The organism is Paenibacillus sp. HW567 (genome assembly GCF_000374185.1).
In the GTDB taxonomy this organism is placed as follows: Bacteria; Bacillota; Bacilli; order Paenibacillales; family Paenibacillaceae; genus Paenibacillus_AQ.
The window spans coordinates 3,394,819-3,411,286 of sequence record NZ_KB910518.1; the positions used below are offsets into that span (position 1 = coordinate 3,394,819).

General features: G+C 51.2%; 17 protein-coding genes. 11 read left to right on the forward strand and 6 right to left on the reverse strand.

The genetic code is table 11. From position 1 onward, the window contains the following. Positions 1 to 34 precede the first annotated feature (34 nt). The 4 genes from B212_RS0115525 (at position 35) to B212_RS0115540 (ending at position 4,207) form a co-directional block, all read left to right on the forward strand. Positions 35 to 862: a YitT family protein gene (locus tag B212_RS0115525; RefSeq protein WP_019911822.1), complete on the forward strand. Its 828-nt coding sequence runs from the start codon at positions 35 to 37 to the stop codon at positions 860 to 862. Positions 863 to 1,051: 189 nt separating this feature from the next. Beyond that, positions 1,052 to 1,240 (forward strand): hypothetical protein, encoded by a 189-nt coding sequence (locus B212_RS0115530; protein ID WP_175374354.1) that lies wholly within the window; start codon positions 1,052 to 1,054, stop codon positions 1,238 to 1,240. 234 nt (positions 1,241 to 1,474) lie between these two features. After that, positions 1,475 to 2,719: a putative glycoside hydrolase gene (locus B212_RS0115535; protein ID WP_019911824.1), complete on the forward strand. Its 1,245-nt coding sequence runs from the start codon at positions 1,475 to 1,477 to the stop codon at positions 2,717 to 2,719. Positions 2,720 to 2,842: 123 nt separating this feature from the next. Further along, a complete protein-coding gene (locus tag B212_RS0115540) occupies positions 2,843 to 4,207 on the forward strand; it encodes an MATE family efflux transporter (RefSeq protein WP_019911825.1) in 1,365 nt (454 codons plus the stop codon). Between the two features lie 86 nt (positions 4,208 to 4,293). Here B212_RS0115540 and pfkA read toward each other — a convergent pair whose 3' ends face one another. Beyond that, positions 4,294 to 5,265: a 6-phosphofructokinase gene (gene pfkA, locus B212_RS0115545; protein WP_019911826.1), complete on the reverse strand. Its 972-nt coding sequence runs from the start codon at positions 5,263 to 5,265 to the stop codon at positions 4,294 to 4,296. 29 nt (positions 5,266 to 5,294) lie between these two features. Continuing rightward, entirely contained in the window at positions 5,295 to 6,377 is a 1,083-nt protein-coding gene (locus B212_RS0115550; protein ID WP_028530864.1) for a tetraprenyl-beta-curcumene synthase family protein, read from the reverse strand. A gap of 194 nt (positions 6,378 to 6,571) precedes the next feature. On the opposite strand from B212_RS0115550, the gene B212_RS0115555 reads away from it, so the two are divergent. Further along, positions 6,572 to 7,807 (forward strand): MFS transporter, encoded by a 1,236-nt coding sequence (locus tag B212_RS0115555; protein WP_019911833.1) that lies wholly within the window; start codon positions 6,572 to 6,574, stop codon positions 7,805 to 7,807. 294 nt (positions 7,808 to 8,101) lie between these two features. Here the strand turns inward: B212_RS0115555 and B212_RS0115560 are convergent, their stop codons facing one another. Continuing rightward, a complete protein-coding gene (locus tag B212_RS0115560; RefSeq protein WP_019911834.1) occupies positions 8,102 to 8,299 on the reverse strand; it encodes a cold shock domain-containing protein in 198 nt (65 codons plus the stop codon). Positions 8,300 to 8,471: 172 nt separating this feature from the next. Here B212_RS0115560 and B212_RS0115565 point away from each other — a divergent pair, with 172 nt between their 5' ends. The 6 genes from B212_RS0115565 to B212_RS0115590 all read left to right on the forward strand — a co-directional run bounded on the left by B212_RS0115565 (position 8,472) and on the right by B212_RS0115590 (position 13,271). Further along, positions 8,472 to 8,705 carry a hypothetical protein gene (locus B212_RS0115565; protein WP_019911835.1) on the forward strand — a complete coding sequence of 78 codons (234 nt, stop codon included), beginning with the start codon at positions 8,472 to 8,474 and terminating at the stop codon, positions 8,703 to 8,705. A 2-nt stretch (positions 8,706 to 8,707) separates the two neighbouring features. Then, a complete protein-coding gene (locus B212_RS35030) occupies positions 8,708 to 8,878 on the forward strand; it encodes a hypothetical protein (RefSeq protein WP_019911838.1) in 171 nt (56 codons plus the stop codon). 303 nt (positions 8,879 to 9,181) lie between these two features. After that, positions 9,182 to 10,972, forward strand: a complete 1,791-nt coding sequence (pepF, locus tag B212_RS0115575; protein ID WP_028530865.1) for an oligoendopeptidase F — start codon at positions 9,182 to 9,184, stop codon at positions 10,970 to 10,972. A gap of 85 nt (positions 10,973 to 11,057) precedes the next feature. Next, positions 11,058 to 11,378, forward strand: a complete 321-nt coding sequence (locus tag B212_RS31555) for a LapA family protein (protein WP_019911840.1) — start codon at positions 11,058 to 11,060, stop codon at positions 11,376 to 11,378. A 29-nt stretch (positions 11,379 to 11,407) separates the two neighbouring features. Then, positions 11,408 to 12,451 carry a M42 family metallopeptidase gene (locus tag B212_RS0115585; protein WP_019911841.1) on the forward strand — a complete coding sequence of 348 codons (1,044 nt, stop codon included), beginning with the start codon at positions 11,408 to 11,410 and terminating at the stop codon, positions 12,449 to 12,451. Continuing rightward, positions 12,435 to 13,271: a phosphodiester glycosidase family protein gene (locus B212_RS0115590; protein WP_019911842.1), complete on the forward strand. Its 837-nt coding sequence runs from the start codon at positions 12,435 to 12,437 to the stop codon at positions 13,269 to 13,271. The genes B212_RS0115585 and B212_RS0115590 overlap by 17 nt, the downstream gene beginning before the upstream one ends. A gap of 94 nt (positions 13,272 to 13,365) precedes the next feature. Here B212_RS0115590 and B212_RS0115595 read toward each other — a convergent pair whose 3' ends face one another. From B212_RS0115595 to B212_RS0115605, 3 genes are all read right to left on the reverse strand, one after another. After that, positions 13,366 to 13,845, reverse strand: coding sequence for a hypothetical protein (locus B212_RS0115595; RefSeq protein WP_019911843.1), 480 nt, complete (start codon positions 13,843 to 13,845; stop codon positions 13,366 to 13,368). Between the two features lie 183 nt (positions 13,846 to 14,028). Further along, positions 14,029 to 14,514, reverse strand: a complete 486-nt coding sequence (locus tag B212_RS0115600; RefSeq protein ID WP_019911844.1) for a tetratricopeptide repeat protein — start codon at positions 14,512 to 14,514, stop codon at positions 14,029 to 14,031. Beyond that, on the reverse strand, positions 14,515 to 16,455 hold the full coding sequence (locus B212_RS0115605; protein ID WP_019911845.1) for an ABC-F family ATP-binding cassette domain-containing protein: 1,941 nt from the start codon (positions 16,453 to 16,455) through the stop codon (positions 14,515 to 14,517). It abuts the gene before it with no gap. Positions 16,456 to 16,468 lie beyond the last annotated feature (13 nt).

Consider the following 16,468-nt stretch of genomic DNA (forward strand, 5'->3'; position numbering starts at 1 on the left):
CATTATTTACATTTAAAGACAGAGGTGAACCTGCTTGTCAAGCTTAAAGCAAATCGGTAATTATTTGGCTGTCATCTTCGGTTCGGCGATGATAGCCTGCGGCTTCAACCTGTTTCTCATCCCTCACAGACTGCTCAGTGGCGGGGTATCCGGTCTCGCCATGCTGGTGGGTTATTTTACACCGTTTAACATCAGCCTGCTGTACCTGCTCTTCAATGTGCCTTTGCTGGTGGCAGGCTGGTTCCAGCTCGGCCGGAGATTTATCGTCCTCAGCATTCTCTCTGTAGGTGCAACCACCTGGCTGATGGCAGTAATTCCCACAGTAACTGTGGCATCGGATATGCTGCTGGCCTCTGTCTTCGGGGGAGTGCTTGTGGGCGTCGGTGCCGGAATATCCTTCCGGGTAGGCGGTTCCTCCGGCGGGTTCGATATTCTCGGCTCCATAATCACGCGTTACCGTGACTTCCCTATCGGCAACGTGCTGGTGGGATTGAACGGGCTGGTAATTCTCACCGCAGCTTATTTTGACAACAACTGGAATCTGGCGCTTGCTTCTATGGCATCCATCTATGTCAGCGGCAAGGTTGTTGATCTGATCCACGTCAGTCACATTAAGGTTACCGTATACATTGTAACTACCCGAACAGACGAGTTGCTGCAGCAGTTGCTCGGGCTTCAGCGCGGGGTCACAAAGATCAAGACAGAAGGCGCTTATTCTCATGTGGAAAGGGACATGCTAATGACAGTGACAACACGTTATGAGCTTGCAGAGCTGAAGCGGATCATCAGAACGAGCGATCCTCAGGCTTTTGTCAACATTGTGGAAACGGTCGGAGTCATGGGCTCATTCCGCAAAAGGTAAACTCTCCAAAAGAAATGTGCATATAATGCGCATATCTTGAATTTATGATATATTAGAACCACGCAGGACCCTTAACAATTTCATGAAGATTGTGATTTACCCTCTTTTTTCCAAGCACTTCGTTTTCCGGGTGGACCTTGAATTTCAATTCAGTTCGATTCGAAAAAGGAAAGGGTGATTTTTGTGGAAATGGAAACGGTAAAACTGTCAGCAATCGTCATGAGATGGTATCCGGATATGATGCCTTTTCTAAAACAGGACGAATTGAATTCCGTAATCGTTCTGCGTGACGGTCTGAGTATTCTGGAGCCTGCTGATGCCATGGATATCATCCATTACAGCATTTGCGAGCATCAGAATTCTGCGTATCTTCATTAAGCAAGCGCCAGATGTCAGTTTTGGATAGTTGCCGCTTTGGATTCGGCCACGCGCCGGCTCCAGGCGGCATTTACTTTTTCAGGAAGAGTTGTGAAAAATCCGTACATCCCGTGCGTATACAGCAAGAGCGGTTTTTACAGTCAAAATTACAGGGATTGTTACAAGTCTGTTCTTTTTGGAAGCTGCCGTTCCTTTATACTTAACGGGAATGTATATAAAGGGAGAGAATAACGAATGAACATCACCTGGGCTTTACTGATGATGGCTCTGGGAGGCGTTGGCGTTCAGCATAATGCGCAAGATGCCGATGTGGCAGCCGCACTGCAATCTGCCTCGAATCCCCCCATTGTCGCACAACACAACGAGAATTCTGGCACAGCAGCACCTTCATCAGACACTGCGGGAGGCAGCGCAGCACCTGCACCGTCTCCGGACTCCGTGGACTCGCCGGGAACGGATACCGCTTATGCCGATCCACAGCCCGATGCTCCGAAAGTTAAAGGCATATACGTAACAGCGTACAGTGCCGGAGGATCCCGAATGGAATCTCTGCTCGCCCTGCTCGACAAAACCGAGCTGAATTCCATGGTCATTGACATCAAGGACGATGCCGGGTACATCACTTACAAAACGGATAACGTTGAGCTTCAGCAAATGGGCCATCCACAGCCCTTCATCGGAGATATAGGCAAGCTGATGGCTCGTCTGAAGGCGCATAATGTATATCCAATTGCACGAATTGTTGTCTTTAAAGACTCCGTGCTGGCCAAGAAAAATCCGCAGTTATCCTTTGTAAATCCGAACGGCTCCGTCTGGACCAATAAAGGCGGCGACAGCTTCGTTAACCCTTATAATCAAAATGTATGGAAATACAACGTAGACATTGCCAAGGAAGCCGTCAAGCTGGGCTTTAAGGAAATCCAATTTGATTATGTCCGGTTCCCTGAAGGCTTCGAAAAACGCGCAGATACGCTGAAATATACGAAAAGCGACCGTCCACGCGTCGAGATTATTTCCGATTTTGTCAAATATGCCAGATCGGAGCTTGCACCGCTTGGTGTCCGTGTATCGGTTGACATCTTCGGTTATGCCGCGTCTGTCCCTGCTGCGGAGGGGATCGGCCAGGATTTCGTTAAGATATCAAAGAATGTGGATGTCATCAGCCCGATGGTCTACCCGAGCCATTATTCAACCGGGTGGTTTAAGGTAAAAGATCCCGACAAAAATCCATATGCAACCATCAAAGGCTCTATGGTCGATACGCACAAAAAGCTGAACCCACTTGGCAGCCGCAAGCCGATTATCCGGCCTTGGATTCAGGACTTCACTGCAAGCTGGCTTGGAAGCGGACATTATGTCAAATACGGCAAACAGCAGGTTGAAGACCAGATCCGCGCCATGAAAGAGCAGAACGTTGATGAATATCTGCTCTGGAACGCCAACAACCGCTACACACCAGGCGTAGATTACGAAAAATAGAGTACAGCAATTATCTCTCACTAACATAATCATTATAGAATGAATAAGAACCCGGCATCTTGCTGGGTTTTTTATTGGGGATTATCCTCAGTAAAGAAAATATGGATAACGAGGCATGCGCTAATGATACAAACTTATTCAATCAAGCAAAAAACCGGACAGTTCCTTCATATTCTAATTCCCATTCTTATTACACAAATTGCATTGTCAGCGATAACCTTCTTCGATACGAACATGTCCGGCAAATATGGTACAAGCGATCTGGCGGGCGTAGCCATTGGCACCAGCCTGTGGTTTCCGATTCAGACTGGCCTCAGCGGCATTCTTATGGGTATGACACCGATCGTCTCCCACCTTGTCGGCAGCAGGAAGAACAAGGATGTGGCCTATCAAGTGACTCAGGGGATATGGCTCTCACTACTGGTATCAGTACTTGTACTGGTCATCGGAGGCTTCGCTCTAAATCCTGTGCTTAACTTCATGAATTTGGAGCCGCACGTACGTGATATCGCCTTCCGTTTCCTGTGTGCTATCTCGGTTGGAGTGATTCCCCTGTTCGGCTATACTGTAGTGCGCAGTTGCATTGACGCTCTGGGACAGACAAGAGTATCCATGCTCATTACACTGATTGCGCTGCCGGTGAATGTAGGTCTGAACTATCTGCTCATTTTCGGAAAATTAGGCTTCCCCCGCCTTGGCGGTGTAGGGGCCGGAGTGGCGTCAGCCATAACCTATTGGGTGATCTTTGGCATATCATTGCTCATTGTTTACCGTTATGAACCCTTCAAAAGCCTGCAATTGTTCCGCAGATTCTACGCAATGTCTTTGCAGAGCTTCAAGGAGCTGCTGAAAATCGGCGTGCCTATCGGCTTCTCTATCTTTTTTGAGTCCGCGGTTTTCTCGGCGGTAACGCTCCTCATGAGCCGCTTCGATACGGTGACTATCGCCGCCCACCAGGCAGCGATTAATTTCGCCTCAACGCTGTATATGATTCCGCTCAGCATCAGCATGAGTCTGACGATACTCGTCGGCTTTGAGAGCGGGTCCGGCAGATTAAGAGATGCCCGCCAATACGGGATTTTGGGAATCAGCTCGGCGGCTGTGCTCTCTCTGGCTACGGCACTAGTCCTGCTGTTCGCGGGGAACCATGTTGCCGGTCTATACTCGGATGAGCCTGAGGTCATTGCACTAATCCAGCATTTTCTGATCTATGCGATATTCTTCCAGATATCCGATGCCATTGCTACCCCCACACAAGGAGTGCTGCGGGGATACAAGGATGTGAACCCGGCCTTCATCATCTGTTTTGCAGCCTATTGGGTTATCGGTCTTCCTACTGGCTATTTCCTGGCTACCTATACAGATCTGGGGGCTTACGGCTACTGGATCGGACTGATCACGGGTCTCGCTATAGGGGCCATTCTACTCCTGTCCCGGCTCGTCAAGGTGCAGCGGCGGTATGCCTTCCTCAAGTCAAAGAGTGTATAACCGCAACAAAAAAAGGAACAGCGCAGTTCATTCTGCGACTGTTCCTTTTTTGTTAATTCATAAGCAGCTACAAGGCTGCAATGATTTTATTGAGAAAGACGGGATGCCAATTCATAAAGCTCTTTGTCAAAGTCTTTTTTGGTGTTCACAACCAGGTCGATATCCGTAAGCACCAATTCACCCTTAATGATTCCGCAAGCTTTGTCGGATTGACCTTCAATCAGCGAACGTACGGCGAAATCTCCCAGGCGGCTGGCCAGATTGCGGTCTGCTGGAGTTGGTGTGCCTCCGCGTTGAATATGTCCCAGAACCGTAACACGCGCATCCAGAGAAGCGTGGCGGTCCTTCAGCGCTTGAGCCACATCTTCACCCTTGCCCACACCTTCAGCAACAATAACAATACTATGGCGTTTGCCTTTGGTAAAGTTGTCGCGCATCCGGTCAGCTACCTCATTCAAATCATACGGCATTTCCGGCACCAGAATCGTTTCCGCTCCGGAAGCAAGGCCTGCATGGAGGGCGATATCTCCGCAGTGGCGTCCCATTACCTCTACGATGGATGAACGTTCATGGGAGGACATTGTATCACGGAGCTTGTTGACAGCATCAACAACGACTCCTACCGCAGTATCAAAACCAATGGTGTAATCCGTGAAGGAAATATCGTTATCAATGGTGCCCGGCAGAGCCATGGTGTTGATGCCCAGCTTGCTGAGTTTGTTGGCGCCTTTGTAAGAGCCGTCTCCACCGATAACCACCAAACCGTCGATACCCATTTCATTCAGGATATCCGCACCTTTTTGCTGTCCCTCAGGTGTCAGGAACTCCAGACAGCGGGCAGATTGAAGAATGGTGCCCCCGCGCTGGATGATATCGCCGACACTGCGCAGATCCATCGGGAAGATGTCCCGGTTCAGCAGGCCCTGGTATCCGCGCTGGATTCCAAACACTTCAATGCCGAAGTAGATTGCACTGCGCACAACAGCGCGAACTGCGGCATTCATGCCCTGCGAATCTCCTCCACTGGTTAATACTGCGATTTTTTTTACGTTTGCCATCCTGTTTGTTCCTCCTTAAAATTGTGCATCTAATACATATGCTTGCGTATCCAACGGCTGTTCACGAAGAAGAACAGCCTTGTCAGCGGACTTCTTCTCATCAGACGTTTGGATACAGAGCGAACCTCCCGCTGTTCGCTGACTTTCGGATCGGATAAATAAAGTGCCAGCAGCCCCTCGATGACCATGCGATGCATTGAGGTCTCCGGAAGATTCCGGACATCCCTGCGGGCCCACTCCACAATAGAAGCAATCCGATTCAGCATGGTATCAGTATCGTCATAATAATTGCAGAAATTGAGGTCTCCGCCAGCCCGGTCTTCGTCCTGGTCAATCAAATAATCCAGCATAATGTGCAGTCCACATAGATGCGGAAAATACGCAGCACGAATCGAAGCCGATGCCGATGTGCTCAGCTTGGGGTCGCATGAAGCCAGAAAAAGCATAAACACGCCCAGGGTAGAACCTGTTGCGGCCGCAAACTCATTCCACTGCAGGTGCGGAGCACGTTTCCCTTCTGTCTCCCACCATTCCTTCAGGGCAGCTTCCCGGAGCTCTGGTCGGATGTGCTTATAAACCTGCAAATCCGTATACAGAACAGCCAAATCATGTATTTCTGCAGCCGCCGCAGCGTACCCCGGCAAAAGCGAGGTCATCTCCTGGCATTTGCGGACAAGTCTGTGCAAGTATCCGCCGTCGTTCTGCTCGCTGCGCAGCGCATAATAATTAACAAGCTCCGCCCCGGGATTAATCGCATCCAGCATAGATTGATGCAGCAGCCTGAAATCGGCGGGGTCAAGCGAAGTGCTGCGGTCACACAGGTTGTCCAGATAATCACTGATCGTTTGATAAGCAACAATTAGCGGAATCAGTATATGTCTCATCGACAAATTGCCGGCGGCATAGATCCCGCCGCCTTCGCAGTGAAACTGTTTGGTTTCAATGCTGGCAAGCGCTTGCTTCCGTAGCTCGGGATCGGGAATCCCCTCCGCATCTTCACGCCAGATATGTAGACATTCCCGCACTTCCGGCAGCACGTACTTGTAGACCCTGTTCATCAACCCAATCGGGCCGCGAGGGCTAAGGTAACGGCCTTGCTCAAATTCATTCAATGACAGTGCCTCCACATTGTTGTCTCCTTATCCAAATCATCATTATTATAATATGATCACCCACATTTGTACAAACAACAAAATCACTTTCGCAAAACCAGTGAAAGATTCTGAAATACGCCATTTTCCTCAAACCTAGCTTCCATTGTGTATGATATACTAGGCGTATTTCATATTCGGAGGAGTGCAATTTCATGTATTCAAGACGGACCGGCGGCCAGTACAGCGGTCAGAATTGGCTGCGATCCTTTATGTTCACGGTTTATGGCACAAGTGTGCTGATCGTTTCATATTTTCCGTTATTTTACACCCATTTGGGCTTCAGCAACCAGCAGGTGGGTGTCCTGTATTCCATCGGGCCGCTGATTTCCATACTGTCCAATCTGTTCTGGAGCATGATCAGCGACCGGCTGGGCACGATCCGGAAGATTATGGCTATTTTGCTGGCAGGACAATTAGTAACCGCTTTTATGTTGGCAAGGGCTGAGGATTTTTCAACTGTTGTGCTTATTTTGTCCCTTTTATATTTCTTCTATTACCCGATATTTCCTCTTGCAGATACGATGGCAATCAAAATCGCCCAGCGCCACGGGCGCAATTTCATTACTATCCGTGTATTTGGCTCGCTGGGTTACTCCTTTTTCGCGCTTACCATTGGATATGTGCTAAGGGCAACAGGAACATCCTCAAGCATCGCAGTCTGTATTGTAATCGTTGCAGCCGCCTTGCTGATCACTATAGGTCTGAAGGATGTCAAACGGACTGAAGATGACTTTCCAAGCTCCCGCAAATCTACAGCCAAGCCACCCAAGGGCGAAGGGCTAAAGCAAATTTTGCTGCAAAAGGAAGTGCTGTGGTTTTTCGGCAGCGTGTTCGTGCTTGCCGTCGGCTATAGAATGAACGAAGCCTTCCTTACTATCAGCCTGAAAGAGATGCACGCCGGTGATGAGATCGTCGGCTGGGCGCTGCTCGCTTCCGCACTGAGTGAAATTCCGGTTTTTTTTGCCCTCAGCAAATACGGCGATAAGTTCAAGGAGCTGCCGCTGCTCGCTTTTGCCAGCCTGATGTTTGCTCTGCGCTTTCTGTTCATGTCCCTGGCTAATGATCCCGTTGCCGTTATCGCCATACAGGCCATGCACAGCATTTCGTTCGGCACATTTTATGTGACGGCTGTCCGTTACATCACGCGGATCATCCCGGATCATCTCAGGGCAACAGGCATAGCGATCTTTACTGTCGCCTGGTCCAGCGCATCCGGTCTGCTCAGCGGCACATTCGGCGGAGTGATCTATGAGAATGCCGGACGCACAGTTTTCTATATTGTGGCTATGTGCTTGTCACTGCTGGCATTCATCGGTTTTCTGTCCAAACACTTGCTGGATGATGATAGAATCGGGGCTGGGCGCTATTTCCGCAAAAAGGGCAATTAACCCGGGATTGTCCCCGGGTCCTGCTTGAGCATATTCACAGACGCGGCTGATACATACACTACTGGTGAAAATATCAGCCGTATCTGCATGCACAGCTTAACAAGAGGAAACGGCTACGCCGTCTTTAAAAGGACGGTATCCGTTTCAGCGTGAACTATATACATTCTTATATTTGAACAAAAAAACACAGTTCCCGAAAGAACTGTGTGCTTTGAATTGCTGGTTACCACTCATGCAAGTGCTTTCCATATCAAATATATATTGGGACTGACAGAACAACTGTCAAGCCGTTTCTTATAATTTAACTACGTTAGCTGCTTGAGGACCGCGGTTACCATCAGTGATGTCGAATTCTACTGCTTGACCTTCATCCAAAGTCTTGAATCCGTCACCTTGAATTGCTGAGAAGTGAACGAATACATCTTCGCCGCCTTCTACTTGAAGAAAACCATAACCCTTTTCTGCGTTAAACCATTTTACTGTACCTTTCAAATGAACAACCTCCTAAAAATACCGCCATATATGACGTATGCTTACATTATACCCCAACTCTGCCTGCAAAGCAATCCATCATTTCCCTTCCCGCGTGATAATATTTGCTTTTCACTTCCCCTCTGCGTTATCATTGACCCAAAAGCCAAAAATCGCCAGGGTGGTAATGATAATGATCAAAAAACATGAAATATACAAAACAGATAAGTGGAATATGATGACAGTGGAGGTTCAGGGCCGTTATATTGTCCTGCGCGAGATTTCCGACCAATGGGGAGAAGAAACACATACCTTTATGAGCCGTCCGGCCATGATGGAATGGGTTAATAACCGTTTCAACAAAGAATCATATAAGGATAATGAAGAAGAGTACAAAAACATTATCGCTGCCTTCAAGCAGGTATAGCTATGGGTAACGAGAGTCTCGCTATATTTGTAGTTGTAGTTCTCTGTCTCGGAGCAGTTCTGATTATGGGCAAGGACAAGGTGCCCCCCCGCCTGAAGCGGGGGATGGCGCTGACTGCGGTCATATTGATCGCCTTGGCTTTTATCTTCATTATTTATAGCTTTCTCGCATAACTTCCACGGCATAGGGCAAGCAGAAACGGCTACGCCGTCCTTCAAAGGCCGGCATCCGTTTCAGCGAGAAATATAAGGATAAAGTATAGCGTGAAGCTTATACTTTCTTATATTTTAAATAATCAGGATCTGGCAGGGCATACTAAGCCGACCTTAACGATCAGGAGGCTGCCGTCAATGTCCTTTTTCACCAAGTCCCTCCCGCTTCTGCTTGCCTTAAGTCTGCTGCCGGGCGATCCCGCAATGTCAGCAGCACCGCAGAAGACTATGCCTACTACATCCCATCATCCGAGGAGGATTTCTATGGAACAGTTATTGAAAAGAAGTGAAGTACCCGCCGAAAACCGCTGGAAGCTTGAAGACATGTTTGCCTCACAAGATCAATGGGATGCAGAGTATAAGGAAGCAAAGGAGCTCATCAAGAGCGCTGCAGACTTCCAGGGCAAGCTGGACTCCCCTGAAGCGCTTAAGAAGTGCTTTGAACTGGATGATAAGCTGTCCCTGCTGACCGAACGCCTCTATGTTTACGCGCATATGCGCCAGGATGAAGATACAGCCGCACCGGTCTACCAAGCGCTCTCCTCTAAGGCGAAGAAGATTGGCGTTGAAGCAGGAGAAGCCTTTTCTTTTGTCACACCGGAAATTCTGGCTCTGCCCAATGAGAAGCTCGACCAGTTCATCGCTGATCCCAGCCTGTCCGATTATACTTTCACTTTAACGGAAATGAAGCGTGAGAAAGCGCATGTCCTCTCCAAAGCGGAAGAAGCGCTGCTCGCACAGGTGGGCAATATCTCCCAGGCACCGCAGACGATCTTCGGCATGCTGAACAATGCGGACCTGAAATTCCCTAAGATCAAAAACGAGGAAGGCAAGGAAGTGGAGCTGACGCACGGCAGCTACATTCAGTTCCTGGAGAGCCCGGATCGTGAGGTTCGCAAGAACGCTTTTAAGGCGGTCTATGAAACTTACGCCAAACAAAAAAACACAATTGCTGCCACACTGAGCGCCAATGTGAACAAGAATGTATTTTACTCGCGGGTACGCAAATACCCTTCCGTTCTGGAAATGTCGCTCTATGGCGACAACATTCCTAAGGAAGTGTACACGAACCTGATCGACACCATTCATGAGAGCCTGCCGCTGATGCACCGTTACATGAAGCTGCGCCAGAAGCTGCTGGGCGTCGACGAGCTACATATGTATGACCTGTTCGCACCGCTGGTGGATGAATACAAGCTGGACATTACCTTTGAAGAGGCCAAGAAGATTACTAAGGAAGGTCTGAAGCCGCTCGGCGAGGATTATCTGGGTGTGCTTCAAGAGGGCTATGACAAGGGCTGGATTGATATTTATGAAAATGAGAATAAGCGCACCGGCGCCTATAGCTGGGGAGCCTACGGCACTCACCCTTATGTGCTGCTCAACCACAACGACAATCTGAACAGCATGTTCACCCTGGCACATGAAATGGGCCATGCCCTGCATTCCTACTATTCGGACAATGCGCTGAAATACCGCGATGCGCAGTACACGATTTTCCTCGCAGAGGTGGCTTCCACGACCAACGAAGCGCTGCTGATGGATTATCTGCTGAACAAGTCGACCGATCCGAAGGAAAAAATGTATCTGCTCACGTATTACGCCGACCAATTCCGCACCACCGTGTTCCGGCAAACAATGTTCGCGGAATTCGAGAAGATCATTCACCAGCGCGCCGAAGACGGCGAATCACTGACTCCGCAGGATCTCTCAGCCATCTACTATGACCTTAACGTCAAGTACTATGGTAAAAGTATGGTTGTGGACAAGGACATCGAGATGGAGTGGGCGCGGATTCCGCATTTCTACAACAGCTTCTATGTCTATAAATATGCTACCGGCTTCTCGGCGGCAACCAGCTTCTCCAAGCAGATTCTGGAGGAAGGCAAACCGGCGGTGGACCGTTACCTCGGCTTCCTGAAAAGCGGCGGCAGCGACTATTCGATCAATATTCTCTCCAAGGCGGGAGTCGACATGTCCTCTCCTGAGCCGATCCGCGAAGCTATGAGTGTGTTTGAGAGCGTGATTGAGCAGATGGAGCAGTTGACCAAATAAGGCATAAAGCTTAGTATTACCGTAATCCCCTGCCCGGTGCGGGCAGGGGATTTCTAATGCCACCACGTTCAGAGGAGGAAGTTATTTGAAATTGCAATGGTCACTAATATTAGGTCTGATCTTCGCCCTGCTGACAGCCGTATTTGCAGTTATCAATGTAGATCCGGTTCAGGTTAACTTTTATTTTGATCAAGTCAGCCTTCCGCTGATTCTGGTTATTCTCGGCTGTGCGCTAATCGGCGGAGTTATTGTCGGTTCCTACGGAATTTTCCGCCAATATAAGCTGCAGAAGCAAATCAAAGTGCTTACGGCAGAGCTGAATAAGCTCCGTGATGCGGGCAATGCTCTGGACGATCTGCCGAACCAAAAGGACAGTCTTACCTCGAACAACCTGCCCGAGCTCTAAGATTATACAAAGAACAGGAGGACTATACCTTGCTTACCATTCAACCTAATGAAGATTACATTTTATCCATATTAAAAAAACTGCTCGATACCCCCAGCCCCAGCGGCTATACAGCACAAGTCATGAGTCTGGTCGCTGAGGAGGCGGCAGCGCTGAACGTACCACTCAGTTGGAACGAAAAAGGCGGGGTTATCCTCACCGTTCCCGGTCTCGATCCTTCGCGTACCATTGGCATCAGCGCCCATGTGGATACGCTCGGAGCTATGGTGCGTTCGATCAAGCCAAACGGTACACTGCGCCTGACCTCGGTCGGCGGCTTTACGATGAACAGCATCGAAAATGAGTATTGTGTCATTCATACCCGCTCTGGCTTAACCTACACGGGTACCATTCTGACGAGCCACCCTTCTGTTCACGTGTACGCGGACGCGCGGGACTTCAAGCGGGCAGAGGAAAATATGGAGGTCCGCATCGACGAGCTGGTCTCGACCAAGGATGATGTGCTGAAGCTCGGCATTTCCGTCGGCGATTTCATCTCCTTCGATGCGCGGGCAGTGATTACCTCAAGCGGGTATATCAAATCGCGCCATCTCGACGATAAAGCCAGTGTTGCCGCATTGCTCGGCCTGCTGGAAAGCATGAAACGCGAAGGCTGGAAGCCGCTGCACAATCTCTCCCTGCTGATCTCAAATTACGAAGAAGTAGGGCACGGCGCAGCCTGGATTCCCGGCGAGATCAGTGAGATGATCGCCGTCGACATGGGTGCTATGGGCGATGATCTGAGCTGCAAGGAGACCGATGTCTCCATCTGCGCCAAGGATTCCTCCGGCCCTTATGATTATGCGATGACCGGCCGGCTGATTGAGCTGGCGAACAAGCTGGCAATTCCTTTTGCGGTGGATATTTATCCGCAATATGGCTCCGATGCCTCCGCAGCACTGCGGGGCGGGAACAATATCCGTGCCGCGCTGATCGGCCCGGGCGTACATGCCTCCCACTCCATGGAGCGCACCCACAAGCAAGCCGTGTTGAACACGGCGAAGCTTCTCGCTGCCTATGTGGGCGGGAATTGAAGCCGGCTTCGGCAAGAAGTGGCGGGCATGGCTGCGCAAGCCGTACCTGATTGCCGCAGCCGTTCTGCTGGCGGGGACAGCCATCACCATAGCTGTGGTGCTGCTGGCTCATCCGCATAAGAAAGAGGCCTTTGACGGCCTGCCTCACAAGTACAGTTATTTGCAAGCGGATAGCCCGGGCAAGGCCAAGCTTCACATGATGCTGGTCGCGCCGGAAGACATCGTGCTGCGCAAAGCCGGCACGCCGCTGCGCCCGATTGCCGCATACGGGATTAACGGCGGCTTCTTCTATGGCAGCGATCTCCTGTCGGTGGCCATTATGAATGACAGCCCGGTGAACGGAACGCCAAGGGCTTATGGCTCTGGCTGGTTCAACGCCAAATATCCGCGTGGAACGCTCGTTTGGGATGGAGCCAGCGGGACATTATCGGTACAGGTTGTCTCCTCTGGAGACGAGCTGGAGGTCAGTGACCGCGGGCATTACTGGGCGCAGGGCGGCATCAGCATGAATCTGCAGCATGAGGAGCTGTGGCAGGCGGCTGCAACCGCAGAGCATCTTCCCCTTGCGGACGATCAGCGGATGCGCTCAGGGCTGGTCTACGATCAGGACGGGAAGCTGTGGCTGATCGTCACGCAGGCGCGCTGTACGGCAGAGGAATTCCGTACAGCCATTCTGGAGACCGTCCCCGGCGAGGGGCGGGAAGGCATCTTTCTCGACGGCGACGGCTCCTCTCAGATGAACGCCGATGAAGCTGTGCTGACCGGCGATTCGCGCCCGGTCGTGCAGATGATTGCCGTGGCGGGAGCAGAGCAGCCATAAGATGTAGAGCTGGGGTACGGATTCAGTGATCTTGTGCTGAAATTCGTACCCTTTTTCTCTATTAAGGAGATTCAACAGATGAAGTAGCTCTGCTCTAGCCGCATGTCTGATACCGGGGATCGGTATTTTTTTTATCCCTGTTGAGAATCCGCAGCGTTGTTCCCGACTTGGCAATAAGATAACGGACACTCTCCGAATCTTCTTCCTCTATTCCATCCACCGACAGAACGGCTGTCAGCCTGATTCGCGTAGCATTTCGCCCCGTTACTCTGATGCGCAAGGGAATAAAGGGAATGATGCCAGTGTCGCCTACAATAACGTAAAGCCTATTGTTCCTCGAAACCGTCTGCAGATTGCAGAACATTCTGCCACTCATCGCGATTCCCCAGTATTTCCGGAAAGTTGCAATCACTTTGGCCCTTGTGCTGTATTTCAGCGGCAGCCGCTTATACTCTGCCCCGCCTACTGTAATAACCCTGTTATCGTCAGCGGAATCATACACATCGAACCAAACCCTCTCCGCTGCGGCGATGAAGGCTTTGAGTTCACTGTCCGTTTGGGTTGCTCTCACCATAAATATCTCCTCCTCGCAATATAGTATTACAAGCTTGGCAAAGTGCTTGTGTACTGGTCCACGAGAAGGCAATCATTGTAGGGTATCAAACAGAGCAACAGATAAAAGCCACTGGACAAGCAGAAACGGCTGTACCGTCCTTTAAAGGATGGCACAGCCGTTATGACTAAATAAGAGAGCGATTTATTTCCACATCTGCTCCAGCTTATCCGAGTAGAACAGAAGGGCTTTCCGGTAGCTGGCGATGCCTTCGTCTGAGGTAGTCTCTGCTAGCAGCGTCAATAGCAGCTTCATTGCTTCACTATGCTCGCCCAGGTTATGCAGTGTCATGGCAAGGAACACAGCAAATTCCTTATTCTGCGGAAATTCGCGGATGCCCTGCTCCAGTACCTTCCTTGACTGATCGTATTCCCCCAGCGTTCTGTAAGTACTGCCAAGTCCGAGCAGCGCACCCATGCGCGGTTCCGGGGGCAGGCCGAGTGCTAAGGAGCGCTCATAATAAGGAACAGCCTCCCATTCCAGGCCCAGCACATCATGGGTCCAGGCAAGCTGATAATGCAGCTCCGCATTGCTTTGATCCTCTGCCAGAAGCTGAAGCAGCAGACTTCTCGCTTCTTCGGCGTGACCGGCACTGCGCAGGGCGACTGCGGTTTCCATTGAACGTGTCATCTAAGCTTTCCCCGCAATTTTCTCAGCCAGCTCATTGAGATACGTCCAGCGCTCCATCAGGCGCTCCAGCTCTGCTTCTCCCAGCCGCTGCTGCTCTACCAGCTCCTGCAGCCTACCCGAGTCAGCAAAGGCCGCCTCCATCTGTGTGCTAATGTCTGCAAGCTGCTGCTCAGCCAGCTCAATTTGCTCGTCAATGCCTTCGAATTCCCGCTGTTCCTTGAAGGTGAATTTCAGCTTCTCTCTAGGCACAGAAGGTGCCGACGCAGCACTTTGTCCCTGCTCTGGCGTTGAGCTGCGTTTCCCGGTTCCCTCCTCCTTGACGGCTTCGCCGCCCCGGGCCGGAACATTCTTCGCCAGCCATTCCTCATATTCACTGTAGTCTCCGACATGGAGCCGGATGCTTCCATTCTCAAAAGCAATCAGCTTATCCACGGTCCGGTCCAGGAAAAACCGGTCATGGGATACGGTGAAGACTACACCGGGAAACTCCTCAAGATAATCTTCCAGCACGGCAAGGGTGCTGATGTCCAGATCGTTGGTCGGCTCATCCAGCAGCAGCACATTGGGCGCACCCATAAGTACCCGCAGCAGATACAGCCGTCTTTTCTCGCCCCCCGAGAGCTTGGCGATTGGAGTCCACTGCATCGCCGGAGGGAACAGGAACCGCTCCAGCATCTGGCCCGCTGTAATGACGCTGCCGTCGGCTGTGCGGATAATCTCCGCTTCCTCCTTAATGTATTCAATGACCCGCTGGGTATCATTCATCTCCTGGTGCTCCTGTGTGAAGTACCCCAGCTTGACGGTCGCTCCTAGCTGAACCTCGCCGCTATCCGGCTGAAGCTTGCCGGCAATCAGATTCAGCAGCGTAGATTTGCCGCTTCCGTTGGGACCGACAATCCCTACCCGGTCCTGCGGAACAGCGATGTAGGTCAGATCCTTGATCAGCGCCCTTCCGTCAAGCGCCTTGGTCAGATCCTTGAGCTCGATGATTTTCCGGCCAAGACGTGCCGAGGCCACGGAAATATCCAGTTGACTGGCCGAAGCAGGTCCCTGGTTCTCCTTCAGCTTCTCGAAGCGGTCAATTCTTGCCTTCTGCTTCGTGGAGCGGGCTTTGGCCCCGCGCCGAATCCAGGCCAGCTCGGTGCGCAGCAGATTCTTGCGTTTCTGCTCCGCCGAAGCCTCACGCTCCTCGCGTTCGGCCTTCAGCTCCAGAAACCGCGAGTAGTTCGCTTCATAGCGGTACAACTGTCCGCCATCGAGTTCCAGCATGACGCTGGCTACCCGTTCGAGGAAATAACGGTCATGCGTCACCATCAGCAGCGCGCCGCGCCGTTTCTGCAAATATTGCTCCAGCCAACCCACGGAGTCCGTATCAATATGGTTGGTCGGCTCATCCAGAATAAGCAGCTCGGACGGTGTGATCAGCGCGGCCGCCAACGCCACGCGCTTGCGTTGGCCCCCTGAGAGTGTCTCCATCCGTGCATCGAACCGGGTGATCCCAAGCTTCGTCAACACCGTTTTGGCCTCGCTCTCCAGTTGCCACGTGCCTGCCGCGTCGATGGCTTGCCCAATCCGCACCAGCCTGCTCTCCAGCTCGGGGTTGCCTGGGCTTTTCTCCAAAAGAGACATTGTTTCCATGTATTCCCGCATTGCCGCAAGCTCCGGCTCGTCTCCGGCGAAGACCTGCTGCAGCACGGTATTGTCCGGCCCATACGGCGGATTCTGCGCCAGATACTGCACCCGCACTGCATTTCCGATGGCGATTTGCCCGTCATCCGGAGTATCCAGCCCGGCGATAATCTTCAGAAAGGTTGATTTGCCCGTACCGTTCACACCGATGACACCAATCTTGTCCCGATCATCCATGCCGAACGACGCATCACGGAACAATATTTTCTCCCCATAGCTTTTGGAAAGATGTTCCACGGTCATAATATTCATGCTCTGTCCTCGC

Excerpts from the sequence above, each read along its gene's own strand:
- B212_RS0115530 (WP_175374354.1), top strand. The coding sequence starts at position 1,052 with ATGGAAACGGTAAAACTGTCAGCAATCGTCATGAGATGGTATCCGGAT.
- B212_RS0115535 (WP_019911824.1), top strand. The coding sequence starts at position 1,475 with ATGAACATCACCTGGGCTTTACTGATGATGGCTCTGGGAGGCGTTGGC.
- B212_RS0115540 (WP_019911825.1), top strand. The coding sequence starts at position 2,843 with ATGATACAAACTTATTCAATCAAGCAAAAAACCGGACAGTTCCTTCAT.
- pfkA (WP_019911826.1), bottom strand. The coding sequence starts at position 5,265 with ATGGCAAACGTAAAAAAAATCGCAGTATTAACCAGTGGAGGAGATTCG.
- B212_RS0115555 (WP_019911833.1), top strand. The coding sequence starts at position 6,572 with ATGTATTCAAGACGGACCGGCGGCCAGTACAGCGGTCAGAATTGGCTG.
- B212_RS0115565 (WP_019911835.1), top strand. The coding sequence starts at position 8,472 with ATGATCAAAAAACATGAAATATACAAAACAGATAAGTGGAATATGATG.
- B212_RS35030 (WP_019911838.1), top strand. The coding sequence starts at position 8,708 with ATGGGTAACGAGAGTCTCGCTATATTTGTAGTTGTAGTTCTCTGTCTC.
- pepF (WP_028530865.1), top strand. The coding sequence starts at position 9,182 with ATGGAACAGTTATTGAAAAGAAGTGAAGTACCCGCCGAAAACCGCTGG.
- B212_RS0115590 (WP_019911842.1), top strand. The coding sequence starts at position 12,435 with ATGTGGGCGGGAATTGAAGCCGGCTTCGGCAAGAAGTGGCGGGCATGG.
- B212_RS0115595 (WP_019911843.1), bottom strand. The coding sequence starts at position 13,845 with ATGGTGAGAGCAACCCAAACGGACAGTGAACTCAAAGCCTTCATCGCC.
- B212_RS0115600 (WP_019911844.1), bottom strand. The coding sequence starts at position 14,514 with ATGACACGTTCAATGGAAACCGCAGTCGCCCTGCGCAGTGCCGGTCAC.
- B212_RS0115605 (WP_019911845.1), bottom strand. The coding sequence starts at position 16,455 with ATGAATATTATGACCGTGGAACATCTTTCCAAAAGCTATGGGGAGAAA.